Annotated in this window: 20 protein-coding genes; 9 read left to right on the top strand and 11 right to left on the bottom strand. The window is 42.1% G+C overall.

From position 1 onward, the window contains the following. Positions 1–87: 87 nt before the first annotated feature. On the bottom strand, positions 88–1410 hold the full coding sequence (locus ACFI32_RS10640) for a hypothetical protein (RefSeq protein WP_462626569.1): 1323 nt from the start codon (positions 1408–1410) through the stop codon (positions 88–90). A 576-nt stretch (positions 1411–1986) separates the two neighbouring features. On the opposite strand from ACFI32_RS10640, the gene mrdA reads away from it, so the two are divergent. The 9 genes from mrdA (at position 1987) to scpB (ending at position 10415) form a co-directional block, all read left to right on the top strand. After that, positions 1987–3963 carry a penicillin-binding protein 2 gene (gene mrdA / locus ACFI32_RS10645; RefSeq protein ID WP_462626570.1) on the top strand — a complete coding sequence of 659 codons (1977 nt, stop codon included), beginning with the start codon at positions 1987–1989 and terminating at the stop codon, positions 3961–3963. A gap of 108 nt (positions 3964–4071) precedes the next feature. Then, positions 4072–4746, top strand: a complete 675-nt coding sequence (rsmD, locus tag ACFI32_RS10650) for a 16S rRNA (guanine(966)-N(2))-methyltransferase RsmD (RefSeq protein WP_462626571.1) — start codon at positions 4072–4074, stop codon at positions 4744–4746. A 185-nt stretch (positions 4747–4931) separates the two neighbouring features. After that, positions 4932–5360, top strand: a complete 429-nt coding sequence (rplM, locus tag ACFI32_RS10655; RefSeq protein WP_462626572.1) for a 50S ribosomal protein L13 — start codon at positions 4932–4934, stop codon at positions 5358–5360. A gap of 10 nt (positions 5361–5370) precedes the next feature. Beyond that, positions 5371–5757 (top strand): 30S ribosomal protein S9, encoded by a 387-nt coding sequence (gene rpsI, locus ACFI32_RS10660; RefSeq protein WP_462626573.1) that lies wholly within the window; start codon positions 5371–5373, stop codon positions 5755–5757. Between the two features lie 268 nt (positions 5758–6025). Then, positions 6026–7102, top strand: a complete 1077-nt coding sequence (locus ACFI32_RS10665; protein WP_462626574.1) for an LpxL/LpxP family acyltransferase — start codon at positions 6026–6028, stop codon at positions 7100–7102. A gap of 109 nt (positions 7103–7211) precedes the next feature. Then, positions 7212–8282, top strand: coding sequence for a tryptophan--tRNA ligase (gene trpS, locus ACFI32_RS10670; RefSeq protein ID WP_462626575.1), 1071 nt, complete (start codon positions 7212–7214; stop codon positions 8280–8282). Positions 8283–8306: 24 nt separating this feature from the next. Further along, positions 8307–8909: an O-methyltransferase gene (locus tag ACFI32_RS10675; RefSeq protein ID WP_462626576.1), complete on the top strand. Its 603-nt coding sequence runs from the start codon at positions 8307–8309 to the stop codon at positions 8907–8909. Positions 8910–8914: 5 nt separating this feature from the next. Continuing rightward, on the top strand, positions 8915–9772 hold the full coding sequence (locus ACFI32_RS10680) for a segregation and condensation protein A (protein WP_462626577.1): 858 nt from the start codon (positions 8915–8917) through the stop codon (positions 9770–9772). A 100-nt stretch (positions 9773–9872) separates the two neighbouring features. Further along, a complete protein-coding gene (gene scpB, locus ACFI32_RS10685; RefSeq protein ID WP_462626578.1) occupies positions 9873–10415 on the top strand; it encodes an SMC-Scp complex subunit ScpB in 543 nt (180 codons plus the stop codon). Between the two features lie 75 nt (positions 10416–10490). On the opposite strand, the gene ACFI32_RS10690 is transcribed toward scpB, so the two are convergent. From ACFI32_RS10690 to ACFI32_RS10735, 10 genes are all read right to left on the bottom strand, one after another. After that, a complete protein-coding gene (locus ACFI32_RS10690) occupies positions 10491–11939 on the bottom strand; it encodes a capsule assembly Wzi family protein (protein ID WP_462626599.1) in 1449 nt (482 codons plus the stop codon). Positions 11940–11993: 54 nt separating this feature from the next. Beyond that, positions 11994–13211 (bottom strand): DegT/DnrJ/EryC1/StrS family aminotransferase, encoded by a 1218-nt coding sequence (locus ACFI32_RS10695; protein ID WP_462626579.1) that lies wholly within the window; start codon positions 13209–13211, stop codon positions 11994–11996. A 46-nt stretch (positions 13212–13257) separates the two neighbouring features. Beyond that, positions 13258–13911, bottom strand: a complete 654-nt coding sequence (locus tag ACFI32_RS10700) for a NeuD/PglB/VioB family sugar acetyltransferase (RefSeq protein ID WP_462626580.1) — start codon at positions 13909–13911, stop codon at positions 13258–13260. Beyond that, positions 13904–14518, bottom strand: coding sequence for a sugar transferase (locus tag ACFI32_RS10705; RefSeq protein ID WP_462626581.1), 615 nt, complete (start codon positions 14516–14518; stop codon positions 13904–13906). Before ACFI32_RS10705 ends, ACFI32_RS10700 begins: the two co-directional genes overlap by 8 nt. Beyond that, positions 14511–15731 carry a glycosyltransferase family 4 protein gene (locus ACFI32_RS10710; RefSeq protein WP_462626582.1) on the bottom strand — a complete coding sequence of 407 codons (1221 nt, stop codon included), beginning with the start codon at positions 15729–15731 and terminating at the stop codon, positions 14511–14513. The genes ACFI32_RS10705 and ACFI32_RS10710 overlap by 8 nt, the downstream gene beginning before the upstream one ends. Further along, a complete protein-coding gene (locus tag ACFI32_RS10715) occupies positions 15728–17542 on the bottom strand; it encodes a heparinase II/III domain-containing protein (RefSeq protein WP_462626583.1) in 1815 nt (604 codons plus the stop codon). The genes ACFI32_RS10710 and ACFI32_RS10715 overlap by 4 nt, the downstream gene beginning before the upstream one ends. 30 nt (positions 17543–17572) lie before the next feature. After that, positions 17573–18715, bottom strand: a complete 1143-nt coding sequence (locus ACFI32_RS10720) for a glycosyltransferase family 4 protein (RefSeq protein WP_462626584.1) — start codon at positions 18713–18715, stop codon at positions 17573–17575. A 2-nt stretch (positions 18716–18717) separates the two neighbouring features. Further along, positions 18718–19173: a serine O-acetyltransferase gene (locus ACFI32_RS10725; RefSeq protein ID WP_462626585.1), complete on the bottom strand. Its 456-nt coding sequence runs from the start codon at positions 19171–19173 to the stop codon at positions 18718–18720. Positions 19174–19252: 79 nt separating this feature from the next. Beyond that, a complete protein-coding gene (locus tag ACFI32_RS10730; protein ID WP_462626586.1) occupies positions 19253–20410 on the bottom strand; it encodes an MATE family efflux transporter in 1158 nt (385 codons plus the stop codon). Continuing rightward, entirely contained in the window at positions 20407–21765 is a 1359-nt protein-coding gene (locus ACFI32_RS10735) for an O-antigen polymerase (protein WP_462626587.1), read from the bottom strand. Before ACFI32_RS10735 ends, ACFI32_RS10730 begins: the two co-directional genes overlap by 4 nt. Position 21766 lies beyond the last annotated feature (1 nt).

Genomic DNA, 21766 nt, shown 5'->3' on the forward strand with positions numbered 1-21766 from the left:
AAGCAGAGTAAGGGCGCATTATTTGCTGCCCTATTTTTGCTGATATGTCGCACGCTTGCTTGGCTCGTATTGTCCAGTCGTCTATGGCTAATGGGTAGCGGGGAAAAATACTAAGACCAAATGCAGCCAGCCCGCCAAGAATCCAGTCAGACCACCAAGTACGATCAATGTGAGCTCGTCTTCACGAAAAGCTGGACGCAGCAAATTTTGAAACTCATTGGGTGATAGCGCGCGAATGCGATCACGAAACAGACCAAAAATCTTACTGGCTCGGCTGTCATTAAGCTCTGGATCACGAAGCGGCACCATGGTTGCGGTAATGGACTTATCGATGATAGTATTTTTTAATTGGCCAAATTCGCGGCGGCCAAGGCTCACTCGTAATGTGGTGCTGATCACTGGTGTGTCTAAAATCTGATACAAGTGCGACTTCATCAGTTCACGCGTTTGCGCCGCGCGCTCACCATACATCATTTCATTCATGATGTTCTCTACCGTCACCAAGTCGTGAACCACAATGCCTGCAAACACATCTGAGACCTCTTCTTGGCGCTTCATAAAGCCGCCTTGCCAGCGAAACCGCGCCACATGTGGCCACTCTAAACGAATAAACGGCAAGCGCTTACTGACGCTAAAAAACTTGATATAGGGAATAAGACGCGGTTCAACAGGGTTAAACACCATCCAAATGGCAATCCAATTGGTTAAGAGCCCCCACACTGCCGCAAAAAACGGTACTGTCCAATGCTGCGGTATCACCAAAAAAATAAACATCTGAATGATGCCAAAAACCAGACCAATCAGCGCGCTGATGTGCCAAATAAAATTGATCTCTTTTTGACCGACTTTTAGAAACATATTGACCATCAATCGACGGTCACTTTCCATCTTGTTAACGATCATCTGGCGCATATCCACCAGATCCTCAACATGATAGGTCAAATCCGTGACCAACGACTGCATAATTTTGGGCAGCGCGTCGTGCGCTTGTTGATAGATTCGGCGCTTGATGGCATAAGGGATATTGCCCCATAGCGTCTCTGAACGCTCTAACATAATCTCATCGATTAGTAGCTCGAGGTTGTCATCCACCGTCTCGGTGATAAACACCGCCATCTGATCAGGCTCCATGGCCTTAAAAAACTCATCAAGCGAGCCAAGTTTGGATAATGTCTGGTCGACAATAACCCCTGATATTTTGCCAGCTTTACGCGGTACGATCCCTTGCCAGCCGATACCCGGCAGGCCAAAAAAAGGAAAGTTAGGCACGCGAACGCCCCAAAACCTAATGGGATAAAACAGCATTTTTAGCGCCATCCAGACATGTACCCATGTGACAAATGCGGTCACTGGCGGGATGGTCAATTCTGGATGCTCAGTGAGCATTTGCCATATTGAAGTTGTGACCATGATTGTATCTGCTCCCACCTAAATCGTTGTCTTTCAATAACTTGCTTGGACTTACCCACCGAGTATCGCTACTACCGTCATTGAGTTGGCACCAAAATGCGAAGATTGAACGTACAACCATCAATCATTCATACAGCAAAAATATCTCCATATTAGCTCTATGTTGTCTCTAACCTACCCGACCAATAAAGCCGCCTGATTTTAACATACTTGCCATTTATTAGCACACTCTGACCAGACATTGCACACTTAAGTCGTAACAATATGCGGCACTATATAAGCGACCCTATAAACACGGTTATTGGCAACACTTGAGTATCATTTACTCACCAAATCCGCACAGAAAATATAATCTTGTACCCTGCTGATAAACAAAAACAAGCCTCCCTAAATTTCTATATGAAGCGCCTATATATTGATTCTGTTATACTCAAAGTTGGCATAGTGTCCAGGGCTATACTGTGTTCGCTGCACCGCTAATTCTGTACTTAATTGGGATTCTAACCATTTTTATTGATGGTTTTGACGACCACCCTACTCGTCACTCATCTTCGCTCATCTTGGTACTGCGCTTATATGATTACACGCCTCACCCCAGACAACGAACGGGTCGATCGTATTTTTACGCGTCGTATTTTGATTTTTGGCGGCCTTATTATTCTTGGATTGGGTGTACTGTTACTACGCTATGGTTACCTGCAAATCTACGCGCATGACAAATACCAAGCACAAGCAGACAGCAACCGTATTAAGCACTTATCAACCCCGCCAAGTCGCGGCTATATCTACGATCGCAATGGTAACGTTTTGGCGGACAATCAGCCCGTCTTTACCGCCATGCTTAGCCCTGATGCCGTCGAAGACCCGGAAGATACGTTAGCACTACTGGCACCTATTTTTGGCCTGACCGATACCGACATGACGGATATTTTGGCACGTATCGACCAATCCAGAAAGGATCTTGTCACCATCAAAATCGACTTAACCGATACTCAAGTGGCACAGTTCAGCGAGCGTAAGCCTTTTTTTCGCGGCGTTACCATCGAAAGTCGGCCAACGCGTACTTATCCTCATGATGAGCTGTTTGCCCATGTCCTCGGTTATGTTGGCCGTATTAATGACAAAGAAAGTAAGCAGATTGATAAAAAGCGCTATGCTGGTACAGACTTGATCGGCAAGATTGGCATTGAACGCGCCTACGAAGACATTTTGCTCGGCACAGCGGGGCAACGTACGGTAGAAACTGACGCGCATGGTAATATTCTGCGCCAGCTTGATACCAAAGCGGCGATTGCAGGCAATGATCTGACCTTGAGCCTTGATTACGGCTTGCAGTCAATAGCACAGCAGCAGTTGGCAGGTCGCCGTGGCGCGATTGTGGCCATTGACCCCCAAAATGGCGATGTTTTGGCCTTTGTCAGCAACCCAAGTTATGACCCCAACCTGTTTATATCAGGCATTTCATTTAAAGATTACGGCGCTCTGCGAGAAGACCCTGATGAGCCGCTCTACAACCGTGCCCTACAAGGTATGTACCCACCAGGCTCGACCATCAAGCCGTTTGAGGGTTTGGGCGGCATTCATTATGGCCTGCGCAGTTGGGACACCACTATTTATGATCCCGGCTATTTTAGCTTACCGGGCGATTCGCACCGCTTTCGCGACTGGAAGCGTGGTGGTCATGGCACGGTCGATTTAAAAAAATCGATCACCATGTCGGTCGACACTTATTACTATAAGCTCTCTTATGAAATGGGCATTCAGCGTTTGCATGATTGGATGATACGTTTTGGCTTTGGCTCCCGCACAGGTATTGACTTGCCTAACGAAAAGGCGGGCATCATGCCGTCACCGCAATGGAAGCAGGAGCGCTACGGCAAACGCTGGCTACCCGGTGAGACCATTTCGGTCAGTATTGGCCAAGGCTATTTTTTGGCAACACCGCTACAAATCGCCAATGCCACCGCCATCATGGCCAATCAAGGTCAACACGTCACGCCGCACCTGCTCAAGCATAGCAAAGGTGCTGCGGATGTTGAGGTGATTACTGCTCCTGATGGCAAAATTGCTTATAATGGGCAGGCATCAGACTGGCAAAAAATGCAAACTGCCATGGAAGAAACGGTCAAAAATGGTACAGCGCGGCGTATTTACACCCCCGAATATCGCATCGCTGGCAAAACAGGCACTGCACAGGTAAAATCCATCGCCCAAGGTGAGCGCTACAATAAAAATGACATCGACAAACGCTATTGGGATCACGCTTGGTTTAATGGCTTTGCACCCGTTGATGATCCGCAAATTGCCCTTGCCATATTGGTTGAAAATGGTGGCGGCGGTAGTACCACTGCCGCACCCATTGGGCGGGTGTTGTTTGATTACTGGATGCTTGATCGTCATGACAATCCCATTTTGCCACCCAGCGCGACTGAGCTAAAAATCATCAAAGCGCAAAAAGTACAAGCCAAAGCCGCACGCGATGCTGCCCGTCAATATGCAGAGGCTCAGGAAGCTAATAATCAAGGAGCTGATAATCAAGAAGCCAGTAATTAGGAAGTAGATCCGTAAACCCCATTCAGCCTGCGCAAAGTCGAGCATGTATTTACAAACACTATTTACCGAAGCACCCAAATAGCCACACCGCTTATGAGCAAATCGTCTATGAAAAAATTCTCTAGTGCCCAACGCCAAGCCAAACCAAGCCGCAACCGTAAAGCAAATAGCGTGGGCGACGTACGCATTATTGGCGGTCACCTCAAACGGCGTAGCGTGAGCTTTATCGATACAGATGGCCTGCGCCCTACCCCAGACCGTCTGCGTGAGACGTTGTTTAACTGGCTGCTGGCTGACATGCATGATGCGCTGGTACTCGATACCTGCGCAGGTAGTGGCGTACTGGGTTTTGAAGCGCTCTCACGCGGCGCGCGCCACTGTACATTTATCGAAGCCAGCCCAGCTCAAAGCCAACAGTTGCAGCAAAGTGCTGAATTACTGCGCCTAAATGAGACGCACCGCCGCATCGTTTGCGGCAATGCTCAAGACGTCATCGCTCAGGATGCACAGCTGAATCAGCCATTTGATGTGGTTTTTATCGATCCACCTTATGCCTATGACTTATGGCAGCCGATTCTGACCGCTCTTTTGTCTCATCAACTGCTAAGTAAAACCACGCTGATCTATTTAGAGGCTGATAAAGATTTGCACGAATACCTGACAGCATGGACCGCGCACAGTCGAGACATGCTCAACAATCAAGGCTTTAGCGATTTAGTACGCCTCAAACAAACCAAAGTTGGGCAAGTTGTTGCTGGACTTTATTGCTTATCATCGTCATAATCAGGCAGCCCACACCCAAAAAGCGTAAAAACCTACCAAACATGGCTGTTTAATGTACAGTAGGCAAAATAAACCCCCAATGCAGCTTGCAACCGCATTCGCTACTGCTTATAATGTGCAGTCTGTTTTTTGAGAGCCCCGTTCCCAGCTAAACTCTCAATAAATTTTAAATTTAAGGTTTTATCATGAAAACACTTAGTGCAAAACCAGCTGAAGTGACCCATGACTGGTACGTTGTCGATGCTGACGGCAAAACCCTTGGTCGCCTAGCTAGCCAAATCGCTCTCCGCTTACGCGGCAAGCACAAGCCTTCTTTTACCCCGCATGTTGACACTGGTGACTTTATTGTCGTTATCAATGCTGACAAAATTGCAGTAACGGGTAAAAAAGCGCAAGATAAAAAATATTATCGTCACAGCGGTTACCCAGGCGGCATCAAAGAAACCAACTTCACCAAGCTGATTGCACATAAGCCTGAAGATGTTCTACACAAAGCGGTTAAGGGTATGCTTCCTAAAGGTCCTCTTGGCTATGCGATGATCAAGAAGCTGAAACTGTATGCGGGTACTGAACATCCACATACCGCTCAGCAACCTAAAGAACTAGACATCTAAGGAGTCACTTATGGAACGCAATTACGGAACTGGTCGCCGCAAGACGTCGACTGCTCGCGTATTCTTATCAAAAGGTACTGGTAACATCGTTGTTAACGGTAAGCCACTTGATGAATACTTCAGCCGTGAAACGTCACGCATGGTTGTTCGTCAGCCACTAGAGTTGCTTGATTCAGGCAACGATTATGACCTTTACATCACTGTCGCTGGCGGCGGTATTAATGGTCAAGCTGGTGCTATCCGTCACGGTATCACTCGCGCGCTTATCGAGTCTGACGAGACTTTAAAACCTGCTCTAAAAGCAGCTGGTTTTGTTACTCGTGATTCACGTCAAGTTGAACGTAAGAAACTGGGTCTACGTAAAGCACGTAAACGTCCACAGTTCTCAAAACGTTAATTTGCTATGGGCGGTCTGGGTTGTTATTTATCAACCCAGACCGCCAAGGCAATCAAAAAACCCCATATGCTGTTTGCAGCTTGTGGGGTTTTTTTGTGCATGATGCTTTTTGCCAAAAATAGAATAAGACCTTCAAAGTAGAGATTGAAAACCGCTCCGGTCAGCAAAGCCTGCACTGATGACTTGCAAAGTTAGGCACACTACCCCATCATCTTACTAACGTTTTATCATTGGCCGCGATGCCATCACTGTGCCACAAAAGGACATCATGAAAGCGCCCGAACAATTCGATCCCAGCAAAGCTACCACACAGCATCAATCATCTCACGACCAACCCTCACCGCCAATTGCCGCAGGTACCCCGAGTATCACGCAGACGCACAAGCAAACGGTGCAAGCAGAAAAAAAGCCCTTTCAGTGGCAGTTTTTATTGCCCAAATACTGGGGGGTTTGGCTGATGCTGGGATTGATCTTGCCGCTGATATATTTGCCCCTGCGTGCGCAATTTTTTTTGGGTAGATACTTAGGTATTGTGATTTATAAACGGGCAGGGTCGCGCCGCCGTGATACCTTAATCAATCTCAAACTGGCCTTTCCAGAAAGGCCAGAAGCTGAACGTGAATTGATGGCCAAGCAAGTCTTTGTGAATCAAGGCATCGGTGTCTTTGAAACCTTATGCGCATGGTTTCGCCCCAATATCTTTACTCGCACCTTTTCCATCTCAGGTTTACAGCACTTGATCAATGCTCAAAATGAAGGGCGCCCCGTAATTTTGTTGGGTGCTCACTATACCTTGCTCGATCTGGGTGGCCGCTTATGCACACAGTTTTTTGCCACTGATTGCATGTATCGCCCGCAAAACAACGCGCTACTTGAATGGTTTATTTACAATAGCCGCACACGCATTTTCGGCAAACAAATATCCAGCCGCGATATGCGCAGCTTGGTTAATTCGATCAAGTCAGGTCATGTGATTTGGTACTCTCCTGATCAGGACTATGGCCTTAAACAAGGGGTGATGGCACCGTTCTTCGGTGTACCTGCCGCCACCATCACCGCATCAAGGCGACTGGCCAAGCTGGGTGACAAGAGCAACCCACCTGCCGTTATGGCACTGCATACCTATCGGCAAACGCCCGATAATCTACCCAGTGGCAAGCGCCCGCACTATCATTTAACCATTACCCCGCAGCTTGAAAACTATCCAAGCTCTGATGAAGTCGCTGATGCCACAAGAGTTAATGAGATTTTAGAGAGCTTGATTCGCATTGACCCCACTCAATGGATGTGGTTTCATCGCCGCTTTAAACATGGGCCAAATGGCCGTACTGGTGTCTACAAGTAAACTTTTATTCTCAAAAGAGCTGATAAAATTTGCTATACTCTATGGCTGCTATTTTGCACTTTTAGTCACGTATTCATAATAATTTGACAAACAAAACAATGGATTTTTCATGAGCGACAATCACAGTTCTGGACAAGCAGCCACCCATAAGCGCTTTCTCACTGGCATCACCCCAACAGGTATACCGCATTTAGGCAATTATGTCGGTGCGATTCGCCCCGCTATCAAATCTATTCAAAACAGTGATAATGAGGCGTTTTTCTTTTTACCAGACTATCACGGTATTGTGAAGTGTCACGATCCAGCTATCATTCATGCATCGAGCAAAGCTAACGCCGCCACTTGGCTAGCGTGCGGTCTCGACCCTGAGCGCGTGACTTTTTATCGCCAGTCCGATGTGCCAGAGATTGCAGAGCTGGCATGGATATTGAACTGCTCCTGTTCTAAAGGCCTTATGAACCGCGCTCATGCCTACAAAGCAGCGGTCGATGCTAATATGGAAAAAGAGGATGTTGATCCTGATCAAGGTATCACTATGGGGCTATTCGACTACCCTGTCTTGATGGCGGCAGATATCTTAATGTTTAGCGCCACTCACGTGCCAGTTGGTCGTGATCAGGTTCAGCATGTTGAGATGGCACGTGATATCGCAGGAACATTTAACCATCGTTATAAGAATCTATTTACCTTACCTGAAGCGGTGGTCGATGATGAGATGCCGCTTTTGACTGGCCTTGATGGGCGCAAAATGAGCAAAAGCTATGGCAATACCATTCCGCTATTTGGCGATATGAACCCACAGATCAGCTCAGAGACACAACTACAAAAAGCGGTGATGAAAATCGTTACCAACTCGCAACTGCCTGGTGAGCTCAAAGACCCTGATTCCTCTACTCTATTTGAAATTTACAGAGCTTTTGCCACGCCAAGCGAGATTGCGGATATGCGCGCGCAGTTTGCCGCCGGTATTGGTTGGGGCGATGCCAAAGAGCAGTTGTTCCAACAAATCAATAACGAGATTGCCCCTTTCCGCGCGCGTTATGAGGAGTTAATGAATAACCCGAAAGAGTTAGAAGAAATCTTGCAAATGGGTGCAGATAAAGCCCGTCGTCATAGCCGTAAGCAATTGGATAAAGCGCGCCGTGCCATTGGTATTCGTCCGCTAGCGAAACTTAAGTAACGACAGTCCTCATTACCGCTTATCATGTCAACTTTTGATCAAAGCCAGTTTTTATCTTATTGTCAGTCTTTATACGAGGCTGACAAATCTTATGATGCCATACAAACCGATCGGCTGGATCGTCATCGCCATCTAGAACCAGAGGCGGCACAGTTTTTGGCCAGTTTGGTTATGATGAAGCATCCAAAACAGGTGCTAGAGATCGGTACGTCGACTGGTTTTTCGACACTGTGGCTAGCATATGCATTACGCCAGCACAGTAATGCTTGTTTTATATCGTTAGATATTGATAAGCAGCGTAGTCAAATTGCCAAAGAGCATCTACAGGCGGTAGGATTAGATGCTCTTGTAGAGCTACAGGTGCAAGACGCTTTGGTGTTTTTACAACAAAATCACCAGCCATTTGATGTAATTTTTTTAGATGCTGAGCGTCAATATTATGAATCTTATATTGAGTATTTGCATCAATCTTTGAGCATGGGCAGCGTACTTGTCGTAGACAATGTCATTTCTCACAGTACGCAAGTTGAGGTGTTTTTAGCCGCATTTAAAACCGATAGCAGATATCTATGCCACACTGTAGATATTGGCGCAGGCTTATTTTTAGCAGTCCGTCAGGAGCCTTAAATAGTATGGATGTCCTTGATACTGCCACTATTCGTATCTACCAGACCCCTGTCCAACATTTGCCAGATGACCTATATGTACCGCCACAAGCCTTTGCCATTTGGCTGGAGCAGTTTGCTGGGCCGCTGGATTTTTTATTATATTTGGTCAAAAAAAATAATGTTGATCTGACTCAAATGCCCATATTGCCCATTACTGAGCAATATCTGGCCTATATTAGCGCTTTGGATCATGAGCATTTTGAGTTGGCCGGTGACTATCTATTGATGGCCTCTACCTTGATTGCCATCAAAACAGAATTGCTATTGCCTTCAAAGCAAACCCCGACTAACGAGCGTGATCCCAAAGCCGAACTGATTGAACGGCTAGAAGCTTATGCCCAAATCAAAGCCGTTAGTCAGCGTTTGGACAATTTAGTCCGTCTTGAGCGTGATGTGTTTGTGGCGCTAACCAGCATGCCCGACGAACAGGCCATGCATGCTGAGCTGCCAAGCTATTCTCCGACGCTGTTGATTGACAGTCTGTTTAAAATGCAATTGCAGCCCAATTACCACATGCATAACGTCAAGGTAGATGCAGTACCACTCGCCGACCGTATTGCCAGCATCAGTCGCCAGCTGAGCACAGATGGCGCTCAAAACTTTTATGCGCTACTGGATAGAACACAAGGCAAGATGGGTGTGGTGGTCAGCTTTGTAGCCGTACTAGAGTTGATCAAACGGCAGCTGGTCGGTGTCATAGCAACGACGCAAGCGAGGCCAAATGCTGTAGACAATGATGAGAGACTGGCACAAAGTGCTGAAAACGAGTCTGTGGCCATTCTAGATATGAATCAGTTGCGCTTAGAATGGTTGTCCACCTAGCAGGGTATGGCTTATGTTTATAGGCGATAGCACATCACTTTCAAGGCGCTTGCCCTCCCCCTTTATAACTCATCATGACTTTGAGGAGCATACCACAATCATGGATGTAGATAAGCCAAACATACACACCATCAGCAAACATATCGAGGTATTGTTACATGCCTCAGAAGCGCCGCTCACTGCAAACGCACTAAAGAAACACTTGTCTATATCAACGTCTGAGCTCAATGCGGCATTAAAGACACTACAGTCACGCTTAGACGAAGGTGTGCTTAACTTGACTGAGACCGCCAGCGGTTATCGACTACAGATTGCCAATCAGTATAGCTACCTTATCCAGCGTATTTTTCCGCAGCGCCAAGAACGCTTAAGCCAAGCCGTGCTTGAGACACTCAGCGTGATCGCATACAAGCAGCCTGTAACCCGTAGTGACATTGAGCATGTACGCGGTGTCAGCTTATCAAGCAATATCTTGCGCCAGCTGTTTGATAAACATTGGATTATGGAAAATGGCTATAAGGAGACTTTGGGTCATCCTGCCCTGCTCCACACCACGCCACAGTTTTTAGATGCTTTTGGGCTACGCAGCTTAGATGATTTGCCTCCGATGCCAGACATAAGCGTCATCAATACTGTCTCCTGATCGGTCACCCAATGAAAAAGGACTTGTTTGTAAGACAAGTCCTTTTTTATGTTTTATATCGTGATGCTATCTTTTTCAGTAGCTTTGCCACTCAAGCCCTACTCCAGCACCAATGTCACTTGAGCGATTATCTGCGTCTACACCCCATAAACGCGTGGTCAATAAGGTTTTCGGCTGCAGCTGATGCGCCCACTCTACATCAATCACTTTGAGCTTATCCGCTTTTGGATATGCATGGTTGATCGGTTCGTTTGACTGGTTAACTTTGGCATATTGTAATTTGGCACGTAAAAAGTCATTGTTACTCAGCCAGACCTTACTACCGACAGAAATACTTTCTGCATCACCACCTAAAGAATAACCGATCGGATAGCCCTGCTGATAATAGCCATCGGTATAGGTACTATGATCATAGGATATACCTAGCACTTCACCACTGGTACGAGTATCTGCATACTCTGCATAAAGCTGATATGGCATACCATAAGCCTCTGAAGCATAGTCAGCGCCGGCTAAGTACATGTTTTTAGCTGGTAGGCCACCCGCCTCATCCTCACCCACATACTGAGCATAAACTGACGCTGGCACATTGACCAAGGATGCCAGATTCACCCGCGCATCGAAGCCGCCGAGCTGGTTAGCAGGGTCTTCTTTACCTGTGTCGCCATTATCTCGTGTACCCAATATCGCGTCACCGAAAGAGCTAAGACTACTTGGACGACCATCTCCGCCCCACATAAAGGTTCGAGATGCGCCAACTTCTAACCATGACAAAGGATTAGCCGTTAAGCGAGCCCCAAACAACTTCGCCTCTGGAACAGCCTCATAATCATCAAGCTGGCCTGCAAACAGCTGATATTGCCATGAGCCAACCCATGATAGATATGGTGAGGTTGGCGCACTCTGCTCATCACGTTGCATAGTCAGACCAACCACCGGACGGCTACCATCACCACGAATCAAACTACCATCTGTACCAGGGCCCCACCATGTTGGGATCTGACCTGCTATGAGCCATTGATTAGCAGCCTTACCTGTAATATACGAGCCTTCAAAGCTCAAGTCATTGCTATCTTCAACTAAGCTATCATTTTTCAAATTAGCTTGGATTTTCATTTCCCAGTCGGCTTCACTTAAGCTCAGTGCTGCTGACACCTTTTGTCCAGCCAAATGATCATCAGCAAAGGTTTGGGGGAGTTGCTGACGATCAGTTTGCGCATATGCATCTACCTCTGCTTTGACCAAAGAGTTAGGATTACTTGCAAGCATATTGCGGACTGATTGCAGCACTTTTTGCTGCGTGTCTGTCTTCACTTGGGCTGCTGTTAATGCATTATTGATTTCGTTAGCAGTAAGTGGCCACGTACTGGTGCTAATATGAGTGACCCCTTGCGCGTTGAGCCATTCAAGCTCTGACTTGAGCTTCATGTCATTCATATACAAATTCTGCGCGGAAGCCAACATGGAAATCATGCCAACTCCGACTAACACACTCAGCTGCTTGTACTTGCGTTGTTCAGACATCATTATCTACTCTTTATAAAGGCTACTTATCTAGAATAGATAAGTCTTAATAAATTACTCTTTGGCCGACGCATCTGCATCAATACGGTCCAGAACAGTATCTAAAGCTGCAACCGTCTGGGCAATTTCTTCTTCTGTTAAGGTTGGATGTACCAAAAACATCAAGCTGATATCACCCATATGTTTCGCCGCTGGTAATCTGGTTTCTGGACGCAATCCTGTATTATCAAACGCCTTTTCTAAATATACTTCAGAAGCAGAACCAGAAAAACACGGAACACCTTGCTCATTGATCGCAGCGATAATGGCATCACGATCCCATTTGGCTGGTAAATTTTCAGGTTTTGTGTACACATACAATTTATAATAAGCATGCTTAGCGTCTGCAAAATCAGGCTTATCTTCTAGACGTGGTACAGATAAGTAACCTTTATCCGCCCAGCGCGAGCATGCATCTAAGATGGCATGTGCATTCGCCGTACGGCTAGCTGTCCACTCATTCATACGTGTCAGTTGGATGCGGCCAATAGCAGACTGCATTTCAGGCATACGCCAATTGGTACCAAAACTTTCATGTAACCAGCGATAACCAGGTGGGTGCTCAGTTTCATAAACGGCCGCGTAGCTTTTACCATGATCCTTATAAGCCCACATTTTGCGCCATAATTGCTCATCATTTGTGGTAACCATACCACCCTCGCCACCTGTGGTCATGATCTTGTCTTGGCAAAAACTCCAAGCACCAATATGACCAATGCTGCCCACACTACGACCTTTATAACGCGCGCCATGTGCTTGAGCGCAGTCTTCAATCACATACAAGTCATGTTCATTAGCCAGTGCCATGATACCATCCATGTCACAAGGCCAACCTGCTAAGTGCACACAAATGACCGCTTTGGTTTTCTCAGTCAATACTGCCTTGATGGTTTTAGGTGAAATATTTCCTGTATCAGGTTCCACATCAGCAAAAATAGGGGTCGCACCTGCGTTGACCACACAAGAAATACTGGCAATAAAGGTACGCGGCGTGACAATAACCTCATCGCCTGCGCCAATATCTAGCGCTTTTAATGCCACATCTAGTGCTAGCGTTCCGTTACTGACCGCCACTGCATGAGCGCAATCTGCCCATTCGGCAAATTCTTTTTCAAACTGACGGCCTTCTTGTCCTGTCCAATAGTTGACTTTATTAGATAACAATACTTGACTGACTTTATCGGCCTCGATTTGGGTAAAACTTGGCCATGGTGAAAAAAATGAATTTAGCATATGTCTCTCGATGATAGTGACTAAGGATTGTCTACTGTAAATAATATTATTTTTTAATGATAGGCCGTGCAGGGTTACCTACCACCACTGCACCCGCAGGCACGTCCTTGGTCACGATGGCGCCCATACCTACGATTGCCCTCTTACCAATGACTAATGGCTTATCAGGTGTACCTTGTTTAATGACGGCACCTGCGCCAATATAAGCATGATCATGTATATGGATATTGCCATTACAACTGACACGCGGTGCAAAAGTCACATAGTCGCCGATGACACAGTCATGCTCGATATAACTATATAGGTTGGCATGAAAACATTTACCTATGGTGACATTAGCGCCAATGGTAACAAAGGGACTAAGCGCACTACCTTTATCAATTTTTACTTCATCCATAATCAAGGTATTATCACCAGCCACTGACCATAGTGATATGAGATCATCAGACAATTTATCAGCAAGTTTTTGGCGAATAGTGCTATTTGCAATCGCAATGAGTACATATTTATTGGAATCTAGTGCCTTAAACATATCATAATTCATGGCAACATAGCCATTGACTTCACTTGACTCATCTAAAGAATCATCAATAAAAATCAATTGACCATTAATGCCCATTCGCGCCAATTGCATAGCAGCCACGGGCATCAAACTGCGTCCGCAACCAGACGCACCATAAACCGCATATATGTTATGCATGGCTTGGCTCAGCTGATAGGTTACCTGTGAATTTTGGCATCGTCGCCTCACCTTCTGCACTGATGCCATCTTTAATCACTACTTTCTTGACTGTTTTGACTAAAATTTTGATATCCAACCAAAGTGATTGATTGTCCACATACCACGTATCCAGCGCAAATTTCTCATCCCAGCCAATGGCATTGCGACCATTCACCTGTGCATAACCTGTGATACCGGGGCGTACTTGATGACGGCGCTTCTGCTCTTCATCATATAATGGCAAATATTCCATCAATAATGGACGTGGACCCACAAGGCTCATATCGCCTTTGATGACATTCCATAACTCAGGCAACTCGTCTAAACTACTATCACGTAGACGCTTGCCAAAATCGGTTAGACGCTCACTATCTGGCAGCTCGTTACCCTGCTCGTCTGTCGCATCTTTCATCGAGCGAAATTTTAGCATCTCAAACGGCTTACCATGCAACCCCGGACGCACCTGACGAAATATTACTGGTGATCCTAAATTCTTTTTTACTTTATAAGCCGTCACTGCATATACAGGGGCTAACACCACCAGCGCACTTGAGGCCGCTGCAATATCGAAAAGGCGCTTAAGCATTTGTTACTCCAGTAACCCAATCATTAAATTTTTGTGAAAGCTTAGCTCTATCGAACTCACGTTTGGCTAGTAACTGAGCATTTTTACCCATTTTTTTTAATTTTTCACGATTCGAAGCAGCTTTCTCTAAAGCATCAGCAAACTGAGTAGGGCTTTCTGGGCTAACGGAATATCCAGCATCTTCTTGTTTTATAAGCTCAGCTAGCCAACCTGGATAGTTATTTAAGACTGGTAGGCCCGCAGCAATATAGTCAAAAAACTTATTAGGTGAAGTACCGTAGTAAAATGCAGGGACGTTTGCTAAAACCTGTAATCCAATATCAGCCTCAGACATTAGTCCTGCAAGCCTAGTTTTATCTACAGGATCATGAAAGACAACATTCGAAAGTTTTAACTCTTGCGCTCTTTTTTGCAAAGCTGCTTTTTTCATGCCATTACCAACGAGGACTAGCTTGATCTCTTGCTGATTTCTATTTTGCAGCTCAGAAGCTGCTTCTATAACAGCATCTAATCCATTTGCTAAGCCATGAGTACCAGTAAAAATAGCCATTAAGTCTGTTTTTGCTACGCTTTCAGGACGCCAACCATCTGGCTCAATAGCAAAAATATCTAGGTCACAACCATTAGGTATCGTAGCGACTTTTTCTCTATCGATACCACGACTGACAATACCGTCAACAATACCCGGAGATAGTCCAATGAGACGATCTGCTGAATGATAAGAGACCCACTCCAATACAGACATTAGCCAAAGTATAATAGGGTTCTTGATTACACCCATTGCCTTAGGCAACTCTGGCCATAAGTCTCTGACTTCAAATACAAAAGGCTTTCGGCGTAACCATTTTGCGGCAATGCCAGGAATAGAAGCTGTCAGAGGTGTTGTCGTTGCAAATATCAAATCGTACTTTTCAGTCATTGCCACTTTGACAGACTTATAGGCAAAGCTCAAAAATAACGAGACACGCTGTGCAAAAGTTAGATCATTTGAATATGACAACTCAAATTCTATAATATCAATACCTTCTACTTCTCCTCGGCGCATTCCGTTGACAAAGGAGTCAGTTAGTCCTGTTTGACCATTGCCAAATGATCCACAAACCATCGTCACTTGATGACCATTTTTGAGTAATGACTGCGCCATAGCATAAGAACGTATGCCTGCGGCCCCTTTAGGGGTGGAGAAATGCTGATGGAAGTATAGTATTTTCATGTGATGTCCTTAATTGTTGTAACTATTGTAGAAGGCTCAATAACTTTCACCTCTAGGACAGGTAAAGTTGTTTTTTGATAGTAATATCTTGACTCTTCACCCTCAACCACACGGATTACAAGTGAATTTTTAGAGTAGATCTCTATAGCAATTTTACCATTACTTAAAACATTATCTTGCAATACCCACTTATCAGGCATTAAGCGCCAACGTAGTATAGCTTGATCTTCAAAACCTTGGACATCATCCGTGACTACTATCTGCTGCTGCTTAACTTTTACTGAACGAGAATGTTGACACTGCCATTCATCTTTATAACTAGAGGAAAACTTACTTTTGCGGTACTTTATGGATAATGGCTTTAACCAAGACGCAAATAAAAAACGGCTCAATCTAGGCATTTGTAAGTGATTATCAAATTGAACGGTATTATGGCTCTCTACACCTGAATAGTAATCCAAGTCTTCTGTAGTGGTGTTATAGCTATAAGTACCACCATCACGTAACACATTATCACCTTTAAACCATAAATCTAAGTGTAGTGCATCGCATTGACTGGGTCTAAATTTAAACTGAGGTATCTTGAAACAAACAAAAAAATGATCATTTTGATGAGTGATAAATCCACTGTTAGCAAAGTGCTGTGACTTACTAGGTAGAACATACTTTTTATTGTTTATTTTTTCTATAGTGAAAAAGTTTAAGGCCTCATCATAAGATGCAGCAGCCTGATAATAGCTATGCCTATTAAATAATGTACTGGCTAGCTGCACAGTAGGGCGAAAATCTCTATAATCGCTTTCTCCAATAGGCAATAACTTGGCACCATCATTTGCCCCAAGATTTGGTGCATCACCATTTTCTTGAGTCAAAATATACAGCCAATCAGTCGCTTTGGTTAGTCGCTGATATACTTTTTTTGGAAATGGAGCCAGCTGTAACTGACGTCGTACTATTTCAGCCAAGCAATATGAATCCAACATGACTCTATGATAATTAACAGAGTATTGGCTAAAACCACCATCCTTCATAATGAGTTTACAAGCACGGTTAGCTAACCATTTCTCACCCAAACTTTGCCATTCTAAATATCTTTTGCTTGGTGACATTTCGTTTAGAACAGCACCGCCGATATATAGCGCTACGGCTTCGGATGTGCCGTGGTTATTATCTTGAGCGATTGCATAACTTAAGGTAGGTGCAATACGTTTTAGATGAGCTTCTAGTAAACCAAATATATTAGGCTTAATGCTATCAAGTTTGTCTAAACCAATTAATGCGGTGATGATATGCATCACTCGAATCGAAGCTTCTTGTCCACATTTCCAGTTTGGCCCTAAATAGGCTGGATTTTTTTCACACCAGTCATTAAGCCAGCTATCCAAGATAACTAAAGAATTACCGTCTCGATGCTCACGCTCATGCTCCACGAATTTGATTAGCCAATCAAACCTTGATGCTTCCCATACGCCTTTGATATCACCGACACCATCATTGAAATCTGGGATTTTATACCATACTGTCTCAACATCTTTAAACACCTTTTGAGTCAAAGGACTATAGAACCAGTTGGGTTTATCTCCTTCTAGGCGATAAGGAAGATAGCCAAAAGCCTTTAGACTAGGGGGCTCAGATAAACCCATATCAACAGGAAAGTCAGTATCAGCAAAAAAAGCGCCTGAAGGAAGCGTGGACTCTAACCTAGTTACTGAATTGATACCACTTTTGACGCCTAGTCGATAGGTCACAACTCTAGCTAAATTGGTTAAACCTAATGATAATGCTGTTTTAGCCTTTGCTTTTAATCTCATAATAAACACCAATAAACTATAGCTATATAATTAATTTTTGCTAAAGTTAATACAATCCTCTACTCTAGATATCATAGTCTGCATATTCCAAAACTCATCAACCTTCTTCTTTGCAGCTATAGATAGACTCTCTAAATTATCAGGATCTAAAGTTTTATTAATAGCTAAAGCCAATTCCTGTATATTATTATTATCTAGAAGATAGCCAGTCACACCCGATTCAACTAAATCTAGCTCTGTTCCATCTGCTAGACGTGAAACCACGGGCTTGCCAAAAATCATAGCATGATTTATCACTAACCCACCTAGACCGGGTACGACAACTATATCCGAAGATTCAAAATAACTACCTACACCATCAAATATCTTACCAAAAAATATAACAGACTCTTTTAAGCCTAAGCTTTCAACATATTTAACTAGATCATTCTTTTCAGGACCGTCACCTACAAACCAAAGGTAAGTATCTTCACGTAATAGCTGTTTAGCTTTAAGATATGAAAAAGCATCAATTAAGTCTTTAGGCTTCTTTTCTTTAGTTAAAGCTCCAACATACAAAATTATTTTTCCTGCGTATTTTGCTTTGAGTTTATTAACTAAAGTATAATCTACTTCCTCCCGTGCTTTTACTTCGTCCATACTATTGGGAGCAACAATTATTTTCTCTCTAGGAATACCTTTTTCTTTAATATAATAATCTTTAGCCCAAGAAGTTCTTGTCATAACGCATGTAGATCTTTTTAGAAGAAAGTCTACAATTGGGTCAAGTGTAAGATTAACCACTGTTTTTTTTCTAGTTCTAACCTTACCTAGACTCCACCAAACGTAGTTTTTTTTAAAAACAGAGCAATAAGTATAAATAGATATATTATTTATAAAGTTAATCTCGCCTTCAGTGACGACAACATCTGGACGATCCTTAATTAAGCTAAAAATAAGAAACGGCGAAAAATATAATGGATATTTTTGATTTTTAATATTAAGAATAGGAGAAAGAGATTTCATCCTTTTGACAGGAAGTTTTGTACTGTTGTTTATTACTGATTTCTCATCTTTATGACTAGAAAACCCACCATCATATACCGTAACAGAATGATGAGTAGACTCAATGAAACGAGATAAAAATCCGATACGCCAGTTTGCTAAATAAGGCTGAAAGAAAGCTACTTTCATAATTAGTATATATTCCTTAATAAATCATAGATATCTACGTCTATTGTTTTAATTATTTTCGCTGGTACGCCAGCAACAATAGAATTATCTGGTACATCCTTTATTACGACCGAATTTGCGCCAATAATAACGTTATTTCCAATTTTAATGTCACCTAAGATTCTAGAACCAGCGGATATGTAGACATTATTACCAATAACAGGCACTCCTTCCGGATCTAATTGACGTCCAATCGTTACGCCTTGACCAATTATCACTTTATCACCAATTACTGACTTAGAGTGTATAACAACACCAATACCACCATAAGCACACTTAGAGTCTTGACCAATCTGAGCAGAATATGGTATTACGCTATTGAATATCAAAAAATTCGCGTATTTAATCGATAATGGTAGTATAGGTACATTTTTTTTGTATAAATAGTTGGAAATTCTATATAAAGATATCGCGTTCATTGTTTATCCTATTAGCAATTAAATTACGTTTCAAACAACATTAGACACAGTTACTCACTCTATTTTCTTTCTTAATAAATCATAATAGCTTTTTACTATTTATAACACTGATGCTTAAAGTAGCACTTAATATAACCAAAAGAATATTAGATAGCAGAGTAGACCAAACTGCGCCTATTAATCCATAGTCAGGTATTAGCATAAAATTAATAATAATATTAATAATCAGAGCAAAAACTGAACAACCCAGCAAGTATTTTGATTTACCTTTTTGTATCAGAATATAATTTGAAACCAAATATATAGGTAGAACCAAATGTGCTAATATCAATAATAACAGTTCGTTTAAGTAAAACCCATATTCCTTTACTATATTAAAATTAATTAAAAAATAATATAGAAGTACGCTACAAGCTGATCCTACAATACCAATAGTAAACATTTGTAATAATGTTTGTTTAGAATAAGAAATAAGCTCTTCATTACTTTCAGATTTATATATCTTTTTTTCCTGAAAAATACTTATTATAGAATATAAGAAAATTAGTCCCGAAGAAAAAATATATATAAAGCTGTAGTTTCCAACCACAGTAAAACTACTATACTTTTCTAAAATAAACCTATCAACTAGTGCTATGCCGAATAAAGAAACCCCATGGAGCATGAGAGGAAGCCCATGTTTAAATCTTTCGAAATAATCAATACTTATAGTATATCCCGAACTAAATAATATTCTACAAACTAGTAAAGTAGCTAATAATGCAGCTAATATTTCGGCAAAAATATAAGACTTCAAGCTATAAAAGAAATATACAATTGTAATTACTAATAAGAACCTAGATATAGAGTAAATAAATCTATTTACAGCGAAAGTTTTTAATCTTTCACTAGACCTAAGATATGTCAAATAAATCTTATTGAAAGTTAATATTAAAGCTGCAACTGAGACCCATAAGTAATCTAATAAAAAAAATAAACAGCTAAATAAGAGCCAAATACATGACGTAAAGACAAACGAGTTTAACAACTCCTGAGTCTCATTTTTCCTTAGAATTAAGCGATCTTGCCCAAATAAGAAAAATGGCACGAAAAATATAATTATTGAGTAGTAGAGTACAATCTCACCATAAGTTTCAGGTGATGTAAAAAAAGGAATTAGAGCCAAAGTTAACCAAGAAACAACCTTAGAGAAAAACTCTGAGATTCCAATCAAGAGAAAATTTCTTTTATTATTCATATATATTTTGGCTTCAAAATTCTGTTAGTAACGTATATACCACAATAGACTACCATCAATGATATCAATACATTGACAAATGAGCCGCGTACAAAATGATATATAAGAGTAAATGATAATGCAAAAAACATGTGACTTATCATTATTTTTTTCGCTCGATCAAAAACCCCCAAAAATGTCCCATATAATATGAACATGACAAACCCAAACAATCCGAAGTTTATATAAGCATCCCCAAATATACCAGGCGGAATTGTCATCACATCTAAGCCTGTAAGCTCTTGACCAATAAGACTGTCTGTAGTTGGAATATTATGATTATAAATACTCTTAGGAACTACAACTAAAAGCAACCGATAATATGACTGCCCGTTTAGATAAATATCATTAGCGTTAGTGTATTCTAGCACTCTTAAAATCATATTTGCATAACCAATATCCCCCGACTGCACCGAGGTAATTATCATTTGCTTTAATGAAATATCTATTTCTCCACTACCTTCTAAATACACCCCCCTAGCAAATCTTACGAAAATACCTAACACTCCTAATAAAGTTAAAGCTACCACTAAAGGTAAAACTTTTATTTTATTAAGTACATGCATATTTTTATATGCAGAGTCATTAAAAAATATATTCTTAGATATTATCATGCCCATAATTATTGCCAATAAATGCATCAAAATCATGGTTCTATTTCTTAAAGATATAAAATAAATAAATTCTAAAATAGAGAAAATTACTAAGAATATTAAAATATATAATATATTATATTTCTTTTTTGCTATCAAAATTCCAAATAACACAAAAAATGTAGATGAAAAATAAGTTAGCAATAAAGAAAATCCTTTTCCGCTTTGTACATACTTCAAATCTACACGACTAGATTTTATAGCTGCAAAACCTCCTACTGATAAAAACATCCATATAGCTCCTATCATGGTAAGAGCACCCATAATATATAAAGCATAAGTAAGATTTTTTCTACTAAGAACTATTTTTAAATTCGATGTATTACGTTCTCTATAAAATAAAAAATAAAATGTACAGAAGACATGAATTGAAATGATGTTCAAAAAGTTATACAGTTTAACTGTAGACTCATTTCCTACTAAAACCTCTCCCGGAAATACAAATTCGAATAATGGTGATAGATAAAACAATCCTATATAACTTAAAACGAACCAAAAAAACACCGATTTAAAATTTAAAGTCTTGAAAGCTTGCACTAATAAAAATGCTAAAGATAGGGCATATACAAAAAAAGCGTACGCTTGACCAAATACAGACAAGCCAACACTAAGCAATATAAAGAAAGCATTTATTATTATATAAACTAGATGTTTTCTTAACATA

The sequence above is a fragment of the Psychrobacter sp. PSi21 genome, from assembly GCF_054960615.1.